Source organism: Burkholderia sp. BCC1996, from assembly GCF_905339955.1.
Lineage (GTDB): Bacteria > Pseudomonadota > Gammaproteobacteria > Burkholderiales > Burkholderiaceae > Burkholderia.
Window position 1 is genome coordinate 13,875 of the sequence record NZ_CAJPHM010000043.1, and the last position, 12,538, is coordinate 26,412.

At 64.1% G+C, this 12,538-nt stretch carries 11 protein-coding genes and 1 pseudogene; 5 read left to right on the forward strand and 7 right to left on the reverse strand.

The annotated features are described in order from the left end of the window. Positions 1–83: 83 nt before the first annotated feature. Positions 84–1,712 carry an NADP-dependent glyceraldehyde-3-phosphate dehydrogenase gene (locus U4Z64_RS35330; RefSeq protein WP_257771125.1) on the reverse strand — a complete coding sequence of 543 codons (1,629 nt, stop codon included), beginning with the start codon at positions 1,710–1,712 and terminating at the stop codon, positions 84–86. A 463-nt stretch (positions 1,713–2,175) separates the two neighbouring features. After that, the gene (locus U4Z64_RS35335; RefSeq protein ID WP_044848360.1) at positions 2,176–3,129 is read right to left on the reverse strand and encodes a LysR family transcriptional regulator; all 954 of its coding nucleotides are present in this window, start codon (positions 3,127–3,129) and stop codon (positions 2,176–2,178) included. 227 nt (positions 3,130–3,356) lie between these two features. On the opposite strand from U4Z64_RS35335, the gene U4Z64_RS35340 reads away from it, so the two are divergent. Further along, positions 3,357–4,385: a DUF1338 domain-containing protein gene (locus U4Z64_RS35340; protein WP_321822437.1), complete on the forward strand. Its 1,029-nt coding sequence runs from the start codon at positions 3,357–3,359 to the stop codon at positions 4,383–4,385. A gap of 226 nt (positions 4,386–4,611) precedes the next feature. On the opposite strand, the gene U4Z64_RS35345 is transcribed toward U4Z64_RS35340, so the two are convergent. From U4Z64_RS35345 to U4Z64_RS35355, 3 genes are read right to left on the reverse strand one after another with little or no spacing between them, the layout of a single operon-like run. Continuing rightward, entirely contained in the window at positions 4,612–4,809 is a 198-nt protein-coding gene (locus U4Z64_RS35345) for a CsbD family protein (RefSeq protein ID WP_044849025.1), read from the reverse strand. Between the two features lie 55 nt (positions 4,810–4,864). Continuing rightward, positions 4,865–5,209: a BON domain-containing protein gene (locus U4Z64_RS35350; RefSeq protein ID WP_044849024.1), complete on the reverse strand. Its 345-nt coding sequence runs from the start codon at positions 5,207–5,209 to the stop codon at positions 4,865–4,867. A 59-nt stretch (positions 5,210–5,268) separates the two neighbouring features. Next, positions 5,269–5,433, reverse strand: a complete 165-nt coding sequence (locus U4Z64_RS35355; RefSeq protein WP_167357956.1) for a hypothetical protein — start codon at positions 5,431–5,433, stop codon at positions 5,269–5,271. A 405-nt stretch (positions 5,434–5,838) separates the two neighbouring features. Between U4Z64_RS35355 and U4Z64_RS35360 the strand changes: the two genes are divergently transcribed. From U4Z64_RS35360 to U4Z64_RS35375, 4 genes are all read left to right on the forward strand, one after another. Continuing rightward, positions 5,839–7,374, forward strand: coding sequence for a helix-turn-helix transcriptional regulator (locus tag U4Z64_RS35360; RefSeq protein ID WP_124524189.1), 1,536 nt, complete (start codon positions 5,839–5,841; stop codon positions 7,372–7,374). 155 nt (positions 7,375–7,529) lie between these two features. Further along, positions 7,530–7,721, forward strand: a complete 192-nt coding sequence (locus U4Z64_RS35365; RefSeq protein ID WP_124530190.1) for a CsbD family protein — start codon at positions 7,530–7,532, stop codon at positions 7,719–7,721. Positions 7,722–8,160: 439 nt separating this feature from the next. Continuing rightward, positions 8,161–9,312, forward strand: a complete 1,152-nt coding sequence (locus U4Z64_RS35370; RefSeq protein ID WP_124524186.1) for a branched-chain amino acid ABC transporter substrate-binding protein — start codon at positions 8,161–8,163, stop codon at positions 9,310–9,312. A gap of 210 nt (positions 9,313–9,522) precedes the next feature. Then, complete coding sequence (locus U4Z64_RS35375; RefSeq protein ID WP_321822438.1) at positions 9,523–10,695, forward strand: FAD-binding oxidoreductase; 1,173 nt, start codon at positions 9,523–9,525, stop codon at positions 10,693–10,695. Positions 10,696–10,850: 155 nt separating this feature from the next. Here the strand turns inward: U4Z64_RS35375 and U4Z64_RS35380 are convergent. Then, positions 10,851–11,177 (reverse strand): annotated as a pseudogene (locus tag U4Z64_RS35380) (helix-turn-helix domain-containing protein); the annotation flags it as partial. 240 nt (positions 11,178–11,417) lie between these two features. Then, positions 11,418–11,915 (reverse strand): hypothetical protein, encoded by a 498-nt coding sequence (locus U4Z64_RS35385; protein ID WP_321822439.1) that lies wholly within the window; start codon positions 11,913–11,915, stop codon positions 11,418–11,420. Positions 11,916–12,538 lie beyond the last annotated feature (623 nt).

Sequence of the window (12,538 nt, forward strand, 5' to 3'; positions counted from 1 at the left end):
CCGAATCCCCGAATCCAAAAACAGACGATCCGCCGCGCACACACGCGGCGGATCGTCGATCGCACCGTCCCGGCTTCAGTGCTTCAGAAGATGAAGCCGGTATTGATGAACTTCGAGTAGTGATCGGACACGATCGAATCGAGCAGCTGCTTGCTGCCGTCGGTCTGCTTCGCCGCGACCATCGAGCGGATCGAGAACGCGCGCAGCGCGTCGGTCACCGACAGCGTGCCTTCCGCCGAATCCTTGCGCCCGGCGAACGGGAACACGTCCGGCCCGCGCTGGCACTGGCAGTTGATGTTCACGCGGCACACCTGGTTCACGAGCGGATCGACGAGCGCGCCGATCTGCGCCGGATCGGAACCGAAGATGCTGACCTGCTGGCCGTGCTCCGAGGTCGTCACGTAATCGAGCGCCGTTTCCACGTCGTCGAACGGCGCGACCGGAATGATCGGCCCGAACTGCTCCTCGCGATACAGCTTCATCCCTTCGGACACCGGATACACGACGGCCGGGTAGAACAGCGTCTTGCTGAACTCGCCGCCCGAGTGGTTGACGACCTGCGCGCCCTTGGCCTTCGCGTCGTCGATCGCGTCGGTCATGTACGCGGTGCGATGCATGCCCGGCAGCGGCGTGATGCTCACGCCTTTCTCCCACGGCATGCCGATTTTCAGCTGTTCGAGCGCGGCGGTGAAGCGTTTCAGGAATTCGTCGACGATCGAGCGGTGCACGAGCAGCATCTTCAGCGCGGTACAGCGCTGGCCGTTGAACGACAGCGCGCCGAGCAGGCACTCCTTCACGGTGAGGTCGAGATCGGCGTCGGGCAGCACGATCGCCGCGTTCTTCGCATCGAGGCCGAGGATCGCGCGCAGCCGGTGCGACTTCGGATGCTGCTTCTTCAGGTGATCGGCGACCTTGCTCGAACCGATCAGCGCGAGCACGTTGATCTTGCCCGACGCGAGCATGTGCGGCACGACCACCGCGCCCGGCGCGTAGATCGTGTTGATCACGCCTTTCGGGAACGCGTCGCGGAACGCCTCGAGCAGCGGTTCGAACAGCAGCGTGCCGTACTGAGGCGGCTTGAACACCACCGTGTTGCCCATCAGCAGCGCGGGGATCAGCGTCGCGAAGGTCTCGTTCAGCGGATAGTTGTACGGCCCCATGCACAGCACGACACCGAGCGGCGTGCGGCGGATCTGGCCGATCGTGCCTTCCGCGATCACGAAGCGCGAGTTCGCGTTGTCGAGCTCCTTCAGCGCGTCGATCGTCTGCGTCATGTACGTGACGGTGCGGTCGAACTCCTTCTGCGAATCGGCGAGGCTCTTGCCGATCTCCCACATGATCAGGTTCACGACCAGCTCGCGCTGCGCGACCATCCGCTTGATGAAGTCCTGCATGCAGGCGATGCGCTGCTCGACCTTCATCGTCGGCCACTCGCCGCGGCCCGAGTCGTACGCGCGCACCGCGGCGTCGAGCGCCGCGTCGCTTTCCGTCTCGCCCATCACCGGATAGCTGCCGATCTCCATCTGCGCGACGCTGCCGTCCGGCTGGCGCACGCACACCGGCGACAGCACGGTCTTGGTCGTGCCGTCCCACGGACGCAGCTCGCCGTCGACCAGCGACACGCGCTGGTGGATGGGGGCTGCGAGCCGGAACTCGGCGGGGATGTCCTGATAGGCGGGAAACAGCTGCTGCAGGGAAGCGGAATCGGGCATGACGGTCTCGTTTGACGGGGGTGTCCGGTAAGGACGGGCGATGCGGAATCCTGAGCTGAACGATCCTCGATCCTGAATCGGCATGATGACGCGCGGACGACGGGACGTCACGCGTCGGCATGGCCGAAGCGCGGAATGGAACCAGTTCCATTTAAAAGGAACGCCGAGCCGATTGCAAGATTTGCCGAATGCCATCGCACCACGCGTAAACAATTTGAAGGATTGTGTCCGAATGGCGGGTATAAGCCGCTCGGTGCATGCGCAAACGTTTCACTTCGGCCGCATTGAGTGGATAATGACCCGGCGCGGCGAAGAAAAAATTGCCCGGAACCTGAGAGAAAACAGACGCAGTGAAGAAAAGAGAGAAGGTCCGCCGCGCTGCCGAAGCGAGGTCGGCTGCCCGGAGCGCCGGGTCGGGGTTGCCCGGCTCGGCGCGCACCGGACCTCCGGTGACGCGACGCGATCACTCGACGTCTTCGTCGTCCTCCGCATCCATGTCATCGTCCTCTCTGTCCCGCCCCGGCGCCGCATACGCGCTCGCCTGTTCCAGCAACCACGCCCGAAACGATTCCAGCGGCTTGCTGTGGCTGAACTCCGTCGGATACACGAGGTAGTACGCCGAATCGCCGACCGTCGCCGCGTCGCACGGCACGACGAGGCCAAGCTGCTGCAACTGTTCCTCGACGAAGAACTTCGGCACCAGCGCGACGCCGAGCCCGGCCGCGGCCGCGCTGATCAGCATCGTGTGCAGCTCGTAGCGCACGCCCTGCATCGTGCGGATGTCCTCGACGCCGTGCGTCTCGAACCACTGCGCCCACGCGCCGGGACGCGTGGTCGAGTGCAGCAGCGGATACGCGAGCAGATCCTCGACGCGTTCGACCGGCCCGTCGAGCAGCGCCGGCGAGCAGATCGGGACGACTTCCTCGCCGAACAGGTAGTCGGACGACGTGCCGGGCCAGGTCGGCTTGCCGTAGTGGATCGCGGCTTCGAAGTGGGTGTCCTCGAACGAGAACAGGTCGGTGCGGCTGCCCATGTTCACGCGCACGTCGGGCGTGCGGTCGTAGAAGCTCTTGATGCGAGGAATCAGCCAGTGCGACGCGAAGGTCGGCAGCACCGCGAGTTCCAGGTAGCCGCCGCCGCTGCCGTGCGCGATGATCGACAGCGTGTCGCGGTCGAGCGCCTCCAGCGCGCGCCGCACCTGCGTGCCGTACAGCTTGCCGGCGCGCGTCAGGACGACGCGCTGCTTCACGCGCGCGAACAGTCGCACGCCGAGGCTCGCCTCGAGCGTCGCGATCTGCCGCGATACCGCGCTTTCGGTCAGGAACAGCTCCTTGGCCGCGTGCGTGAAGCTCTCGTGGCGCGCCGCGGCTTCGAAAGCCACGAGCGCACCCATGTTGGGGATCTTGAATTTGCGCATGATGCTCGTTTTGTCTGACGAACGGACCGGCCCGCGGCGGGCCGTCGGACGCGTGTGGGGACCGCGAATAATTCCAAAAACTCATCACGTGTCAATTTAATCTCGCTTTACGCCCCGCTGCAACCCTTTGAATAATGCATCCCACGCAAGGCCAGGCGCCCGCTGGGCGGCCGGCCAATCGAGTTGCCGGCACGTTTGCCGGCGGTCCCCCGAACACGAGAATCCTGATGCGCAATCCGAATATCGAGAGCTTGCTGACGAAGCTGCTGGGACAGGCGAAGACCGACGCCCTGTTCGCGACCCTGAACATGCCGGCCATCCTCGACGAATGGGAAACCGACGTCGTCACGCGCGCGGAAATCGCGCAAGCGATGAACATGGCGCTGTTCGAAGGGCTGCTCGAACGTTCGGCGAACGGCCGCGCGTACACGGCCGATGCCATCGAAAACGGCGGCTCGGTCTACTTCGACCACGGCGCGCTGCGCACGGTGCGCTGGCCGCACACGGGCGCGCTGCCGCCGGGCGAAGCCGCGTTCACGCGCATCCTGCGTCCGCTCGGCTTCCGCCTGAACGGCCGCTATCCGCTCGACAAGCTCGGCATGACCGGCCGCGCGTATGCGCACGAAGACGCGCCGGACGAGATCGCGCAGTTCTTCGTCAGCGAACTGCATCCGGAGCGCTTCTCGAAGGAATTCCAGCAGGCCGTGACGAACGTCGTGAGTTCGTCGCGCGATCCGCTGTCGCCGGCGGCCGTCGCGCTTCTGTGGGAGATCGAGCGCGAAGGCTGGCTGTCGCTCGACGCCGCGCACGCGCTGCTGCCCGAGATCGTCGGTGCGTTCGCGCGCCAGCACGATCTGCCGAACGAACTCGACTACGAAACGCTGCTGCTCGAATCGGCCGAGATGGCGTGGATCGCGACCGAAGGCAACGCGTTCAACCATGCGACCGATCGCGTGGCCGACGTGTTCAAGCTGTCCGACGACGAGAAGGCGAAGGGGCGGCCGATGAAGCCGGAAGTCGAGCGCTCGCGTTCGGGCCGTGTGTTCCAGACCGCGTATCGCGCGGACATCGTCGAGCGCGAGTTCCGCACGCGCGACGGCGGCACGGTGAAGCGCAACGTGCCGGGCTCGTTCTACGAGTTCATCACGCGCCGTCGCACGTTCGACCAGGCGGCGCACCGCTGGGTGACGGACCTGCGTTTCGATGCGGGCAACGCGCAGGGCATCTTCAAGATGACGGCGAACGCGGCGAAGTAAGCGCGACGCCGCACGAAAAAAACGGGCCGGTGGCTGAGCATAGCCACCGGCCCGTTTGCGTTCAATGGGCGCCGCGATCGTCAGAACAGGTGCGTCACCAGATAGAACAGCAGCAGCACGCCGATCGGTACGCCGAGCAGCCAGGCGATCAGATACTTGCCCATGTCGTTGTCCTCTTCATGGCCGCGACGCGGGATGCGTCGCGGCGGGTGAGACGACCGGCGCGTTACAGCTCGCGATCGAATTCCTTCAACTGCTTCTCGGCTTCGTCGCGCGCAATCCCGTAACGCTCCTGGATCCTGCCGGAGAGGTAGTCGCGGTTGCCTTCGGCGACCTTCAGGTCATCGTCGGTCAGCTTGCCCCACTTCGCCTTCATCTTGCCGGTCAGCTGCTTCCATTGACCCTTGATCTTGTCCTCGTTCATGATGCGCTCCTGTCATAAGGGGAGAAAAAAGTGCGGCACGCGGCCGCGTGATAGCTCAGGCCTTCGCCTTCAGGCCGGCTGCGTCGACGTGCTTCACGCCCTTGATCGAGCGCGTCGCGGCGACGGCCTTCTTCACCGCGATCCTCGACGGCAGCACGCCCGTCAGCGTGACGACGCCGTCGACCGTCTTCACGCTGATGTGCGTACTCTTCACGCCCTCGGTGGTCGCGAGTTCGCTCTTCACCTTGGTCGTGATCCACGTGTCGGTCACGGGCTGGTTCGATTCCGTCTTCATGCCTTCGTCGGACGACGACGCCTGTGCGTTCGTGAGCGGGGCGGCGCAAAGCAGGAACGCCGCGCTGACGGCGAGCAACGCCGACAGGTTCGAGGTCTTGTTCATGGGATGTGCTCCTTCGATTGACGTGATGGATGGGCGAGTCGGTGCAGGCGCGCCGCGCGTCATCGCGCGATCGGCGTGTCGTAGCCGGGCTCGCGCGGCGGCATGTCCGGGCGCGGCACGTCGGGCGGCAACGGCACCGGCGGATCGGTGCCGGGCGACGGTTCGGGCGGATTGTCCGGAGCCGGCTCGGGCCGCGTCGGATCGGGTGTCTGATGCAGCTTCATCAGTTGGTCCTCCTCTGCGGTATGGAAGGGCAGCGCGTGAGCGCCGATGCAGTACCAGCGTACCGGCGCGAACGCACGCGGGCATCGCGCAAATTCACCGGATCGGCTAGTGCGTTTGCACGGGGACGGAACGGGGAAGCGGGAACGGGAAATGCGTCGTGACACGCGCGATGCGGGACGACAGGCGCGGGAGGCGCGCCGCGCGCCGCTTGGCGGGATGGCGCACGCAGGCGGCGCGGCATGCGAATGTACTATTGCGCAGGGTGCATCCGCGCCTCTCGACCGCGTCGACCGCACGCGATCATCGCGGCGCGCGCCGGCCCGCGCATGTCGGGGCTTATCGGCGCTTATCGGCGCGGCGGCGACCCGCCCGGCAACAATATCGACCACGTGGACCACCGATCAATGGACGAACGAGTCAACGAACAGGTGCTCAAGTCGCATACCGACCGGCGCCAGTTGCATCAGATCATCGCGGGGCTCACCGAGGGCGTGATCCTCATCGAACCCGACCAGCGCATCGTATGGGCGAACGAGGCCGCGCTCGCGATGCACGGCGTGACCGAGCTCGACGCGCTCGGCGCGGACGTCACCGAGTATCGCGAGCGCTTCCGGCTGCGCTACCGGAACAACCGTCCGGTGCGCGACGGCCACTATCCGATGGACCGCGTGATCGCGGGCGAGGAGTTCAGCGACGTGACGGTCGAAGTCGAATCGGCGGCCGACGAGAACGTGAGCTGGGTTCACCGGATCCGCAGCCTCGTGCTGACGAACGCGGCCGGCGAGCCCGACTGTCTCGCGCTCGTGCTGCACGATGCGACCGAATGGGCGAGCGCCGAGGACCGCTTCGAGCGCACGTTCAACGCGAACCCGGCGCCGGCCGTGATCTGCCGGCTCGACGACCTGCGCTACGTGAAGGTCAATCAAGGCTTCCTCGAGATGACGGGCCATGCGCGCGACGACGTGCTCGGCCGCTCCGTTTACGAACTCGACGTGCTCGAACAGGCCGAGCGGCGCGAACTCGCGATCGAGCGGCTGGGCGAGGGCGCGACGATCCCGCAGATGGAGGCCGTGCTCAAGCGCGCGGACGGCGGCACGAAGGCGGTGGTGGTCGCCGGGCAGCCGATCGACATGAACGGCGAGCCGTGCATGCTGTTCACGTTCATGGATCTCGAGCCGCGCAAGCAGGCCGAGCTCGCGCTGCGGCAGAGCGAGGAGCGCTTCGCGAAGGCGTTCCGGATGGCGCCGGTCGCGACCGCGATCGTCACGGCCGACGGTTTCGTGCTGCTCGACGTGAACGACGCGTTCGTCGGGATGGCCGGCCATGCGCGCGACGACCTGCTCGGCAAGTCCGCGGACGAGATCGGCCTGTGGGCCGAACGCGGCGCACGGCAGTGCATCGACACGCAACTCGCGCGCGACGGCAACGTGCGCAACGCAGATGTGCAGATCCGGACGCGCGACGGCGACGTGCGCGATTGCGTCGTGTCGGCCGAGCCGGTCGCGATTCACGGGCAGGATTGCCTGCTGATCGCGCTGCTCGACATCAGCGATCGCAAGCGCACCGAGATGGAACTCGTCTATGCGATCGAGACCGCGATGCAGGATGCGTCGTGGTTCAGCCGCACGCTGATCGAAAAACTGGCGAACGTGCGGCGCGCGAATGCGCCGGACGCGGGCGCGCAGCTGTCGGACCTCACCGCGCGCGAGCGCGACGTGTTCGACCTGCTGTGTCACGGCCTCGCCGACAAGGAGATCGCCGGCCGTCTCGGGCTCGCGCCGAACACGGTCCGCAATCACGTCGCGACGATCTACGCGAAGCTCGACGTGCATAGCCGCGGCGAGGCGATCGTGTGGGCGCGCGAGCGCGGGATTGTCGGCACGTCCGACGCGAACGGTGCGCGCGGCGAGAAAGCTGCCGACAAGGACGGCAAGAACTGACGCCGGCCGTCGGGCCATCGGTGCGAATGCACCATGCAGGCTGGTGCATCCGCATCTGCCGCGCGCGGCGCGCGGCTGCGATCCTGTCCACTCGGCGGTGCGGCGCGGGCTGCCGTGCCGTCGTCTCTCTCCCCAACTCATCGCAGGAGACGACCATGGACAGGAATCGCATCGAAGGCAAGCTCAAACAGGTGAAGGGTTCGGTCAAGGAAGCGCTCGGCAAGGTGACGGGCGACCGCGAGACGGAAGCGGAAGGCGTGGCGGAGCAGCAGGCCGGCAAGCGTCAGGAGCAGGCCGGCGAGGCGGCCGATGCGGTGCGCAAGCAGACGGGCACCGACCGGCATTGAGCGGCACCGGGCGCCATTTGATCGAATCGCGCGATGTGCGCTGCGTTGCCGCCGTGTGACCTGGCAATGATTCTCCATTGGCATGACCCTGCGCGCCCTTGGCGCAACGGCGCGTGCGCGCATCCCGCTCGATGCGGCCGCCGCTTCCGGGCCGCCGTCGCGCGGGCCGCGGATCGTGGTGGCACGGGCACTTGATGACAATTCCTCACAACATAGTTCCGATATTTCGTTTGCTGCACGCGTATTGGCTACCCACAATCGGTTCACCTCTTTCGCGCTGACAGGTTCCCCGGAGACGGAACCGCGGTGATCGACCGGCAGGCGATGCGCCCTTGCGCGACGACGCTTCCGGCGACCGAAAAAATCACCGGCACGCGAGAGGTCGCCGGCGCGCGATGGTCGCGCGTCGCATCCCGACCTACAGAAGAAGGATTGGCCGATGACGTTCCGCATTCGTTCGCTTTCCGGCATTGCATTGACCGCTGCGATTCTCGCGTTCCAGACGGGCGCGGCCCATGCGCAGGAAACCGTCGTCAAGGTCGGCGTCGCCGTGCCGCTGACCGGCGGCGGCGCCGCGTATGGCAAGGACATCGAGAACGGCGTGCGCATGGCCGTCGACGAGGCGAACGCCGCGCACCCGACGATCGGCGGCAAGCCGGTGAAATTCGTCGTCGCGTCGCAGGACGACCAGAGCGATCCGCGCATCGGCGTGCAGGCCGCGCAGCAGCTGACCGACGCGCAGGTGGCCGTCGTGGTCGGCCACTTCAATTCGGGCACGACGCTGCCCGCGTCGAAGATCTACGCGAAGGCCGGCATTCCGATGATCACGCCGTCGGCGACCAATCCCGACATCACGCGCGCCGGGCTCGGCACCGTGTACCGCGTGATCGCGACCGACGCGCAGAACGCCGGCAATGCCGGTGCGTATGCGGCGAGCGTGACCAAGGCGAAGCGCATCGCGATCATCGACGACCGCACCGCGTTCGGCCAGGGCGAAGCCGACGAATTCGAGAAGGCCGCGAAGGCGAACGGCGGCACGATCGTCGCGCGCGAATTCACGAACGACAAGGCCGTCGACTTCAGCGCGCAGCTCACGAAGATCAAGAGCACGAATGCCGACCTGGTGTTCTTCGGCGGCCTCGACGCGCAGTCCGCGATGCTGGTCAAGCGCATGCGCCAGCTCGGCATCCGCGCGCAGTTCCTGGCGGGCGGCGGCGTGATGAATGCGAACTTCATCAGGCTCGCCGGCAATGCGGCCGAAGGCGCGTCGGTGTGGGAGTACGGACAGCCGCTGTCGCGTCTCGCGAAGGGCAAGCAGTTCGAAACGAAATTCAAGCAGAAGTACGGTGTCGACATGCTCGCGTATGCGCCGTTCGCATACGACGCGACGTGGATCGCGATCAACGCGATGCAGAAGGCGAACTCGACGAAGCCGGCCGATTTCAACGGCGCGCTGAAGGGCACGCGCTACGATGGCATCACCGGCACGATCGCGTTCACGAACACGGGCGACCTGAAGAACCCGAGCTCGACGCTGTATGAAGTGAAGAACGCCGCATGGCAGCCCGTCACCACGCAAACGGCGGACTGAGTACCCGAATTACCCGAACGCGCGCGGACTTTCGCGGCGCGCCCGGACGTGCTGAAATAGCCAGAGCGATCGGATGCGATCGCGGCGCATGTCGGGGCGATTCGCCGGGTGGTCACGGTCCGCCGCGCACGGCGCCGCGCGCGACGCGGCACGAACAACCTTCGGGCGCGGCCGGCCGGCCGCGCCTTTCACGTGCAACTGGAGTCAGTCGTGAGTTCTCAAGTCGTCATCGTCGGCGGTGGTGTGATCGGCAGCTCGATCGCCTATTTCCTGCGTGCTACCGATCCGACGGTGTCCGTCACCGTCATCGAACGCGATCCCACCTATGCGAAGTCGTCGTCGGCGCTGTCGGCCGCGTCGATTCGCCAGCAGTTCTCGACGCCGCTGTCGATCGAGATGTCGCTGTTCGGGATCGACTTCCTGCGCACGCTCGGCGAGCGGCTCGAAGTCGACGGCACGCGGCCGTCGATCGATCTGCATGAAGGCGGCTACCTGTTTCTCGCGACGCCGGCTGGTGACGCGACGCTGCGCGAGAACCACGCGCTGCAGACGAAGCTCGGCGCCGATATCCGGTTGATGGATCGCGACGCGCTGCGCGCGAAGTTTCCCTGGCTGAACGTCGACGATCTCGTGTCGGGCGCCTATGGCGCGAGCGGCGAAGGGTGGTTCGACGGTTACGGGCTCGTGCAGGCGCTGCGCAAGAAGGCGCAGGCGCTCGGCGCGCGGTATGTGCCGGCCGATGTGACCGGCGTCGTGCGCGATGGTCGCAAGATCACGCACGTGGTGACGAACGACGGCGAGCGCTACGCATGCGACACGCTCGTCAACGCGGCCGGTGCGTGGACGCGCACGCTGTCGTCGATGATGGGCATCGACATTCCCGTGTACGCGCGGCGTCGCAGCATCTTCAACGTGTCGTCGCCGGCGAAGCTCACCGATTGCCCGCTGCTGATCGATCCGACCGGTGTGTATTTCCGGCCGGAAGGGCGCACGTACATCTGCGGGACGTCGCCGAGCCCCGATCGCGACCCCGACGACCTGCCGCTCGACGAGGTCGATCACGACCTGTTCGACGAGGTGATCTGGCCGACGCTCGCGAATCGCGTGCCGGAGTTCGAAGCGCTGCGCGTGGAGAATTGCTGGTCCGGATACTACGAGTACAACGTGTTCGATCACAACGCGATCATCGGGTATCACCCCGAGCTCGACAACGTCGTGTTCGCGAACGGGTATAGCGGGCACGGGCTGCAGCAAGGGCCCGCAACCGGGCGTGGGGTGAGCGAGCTGATCCTGGGCGGGCGATACGAATCGCTCGACCTGTCGTCGCTCGGCTGGGAGCGTGTGCTCGAAAACCGGCCGATCGTCGAAAAGAACGTCGTGTAGCGCGGCGTGACCGCCCGGTGTGGGGTGGGCGGGATTCTCCTTGTGTCTCAATCTGATTGGCCCGGCTTTGCCGGGCTTTTTTTTGGTTCATCGCAGATTACCGGGGAACGCGGCGCGGATCTTGAGGAAGACGTACGCCTCGTCGCGGTACCCGTAAGCGTGTGCCAGCCCGGGTCGTAGAAGGCGGCTACCGCCTGCACGCTGGCCGCTTGCAGCAGCTTCTCGCAGGCCTTGGCGAATCGCTCTGTCACCCGCTGGTAGCGGCCCGGCCAGTCAAGCTTCTCCAGCGTCGGCCCACCGCAGCGCTCGCACCAGACCCGGCGTCGGGGCACGTGCAGCACCACCCGGTACTCGAACAACGGCAGATCACGTACCCGCCGTACGGTCGTTTCATGAATCTGCTGGCAACGCGCACCACATTGCTCGCAGTACATGACCTTGCTGACCGGCTTCAGGTAGAGCGACAGCGTGCGGCTATCGCCGACCAATCCTTTCAATTTCGCGGTTCCATTCGTCGGAATTGTGGGCGACGGAGTGCTGGTTCCGATGGCGTTGCATTTGATGATCCGATGTCTTCCGACCCAGCTACAACATCTACACCACAGATGAGGCATAAAACCGGTCAGTCGGCATCTGGCTATCGTCAACAATCGGCAGGCCTCATCGGATTTCCTCTGTCGCCCTTTGTTTGGTGGAGATTTTTAGACCATCGTTAACGGATTTTAATTCCACCAATGAGTAACAATGCCTTTATTGCTAAAATCAATGAACAACTGGCGCGCATATCCATTTTCTTTCGCTGTCTTTCCATCCTGAGCGGAAGTCGCGACCGTCTTGGCACCGTTAACCCTTCTATTTGCGCCATTAACTTGATCGCTAACGGCGCCCACTGTATTTTGAGCCGTAGATAAGCCCATTTGAGATAAACCGGAAGTAATTCCACTAAGCATCCCTCCCATGCGTTCCATTACATTTGGAGTCGATGCGGTACTTTCATTGTAATACCAAGTTTCCCTGCCATCATCTTTCGTTTGCTTGGAATTTGAATCTCCATATAGCGCAACCACATCGGCCTTCGTGGTTTTTCCTACAACAATGTGTTGCCTGACATAGCTCGGTGAAAATTTATCAATTTGATTACCGCTGCTTGACGGCATTTGCGTACAGGCTGTGGTGCTTGCCAGAATTGAAATTGCAAAAAGCGAAATCAACGTTTTCATATATTGGACCCTGAATGGTTCATTCAACCATCATAATGGAAGTGAAATTTGTCTTGCGCCAGACGGTTGCATGAAAATACGAACGACAATTTGATCGAACGTCGGGGTATTAGACCCCTGGATAGTATCGGCCCCAGCCATTTTGCATGTGGACTCCCATAATTATTATTCTCGATTGACGAATCGTCGATCGACATCAACTTCATCACCGGTACGACAGATCTAACGTCATGGCAGTAAGACAGAAATTGTCCACCCCCAATTCGAATTAAGAGGTTGTTATTTATAAAATGAAAGAGGGTAATTCGCGGCACCCTCTCTTTGATAAGGTATAGCACTACGTAAGATAGGTGCAATGAAATCGACGGGTACTTTGCAATCCTTGACATTTCACAATAGCTCCCTCGTCGAGCACAAGCTCAATCGATTTCGCCGTTGATACATGCTGCAATGCCGCGCTGGTACATATGAAAAGGTGAAGGACTGCGGTTCTACAACCGGCCACGTAGGGCCCATCCAATCGGGATTTCGCTACGGCCGCCATTTGTGCATCGTGCTCGATCACAATCCGCTCAAGCGCGATCCGCTCATGCTCGCTCGGTCGCCCACACTCCCCCCTTTGC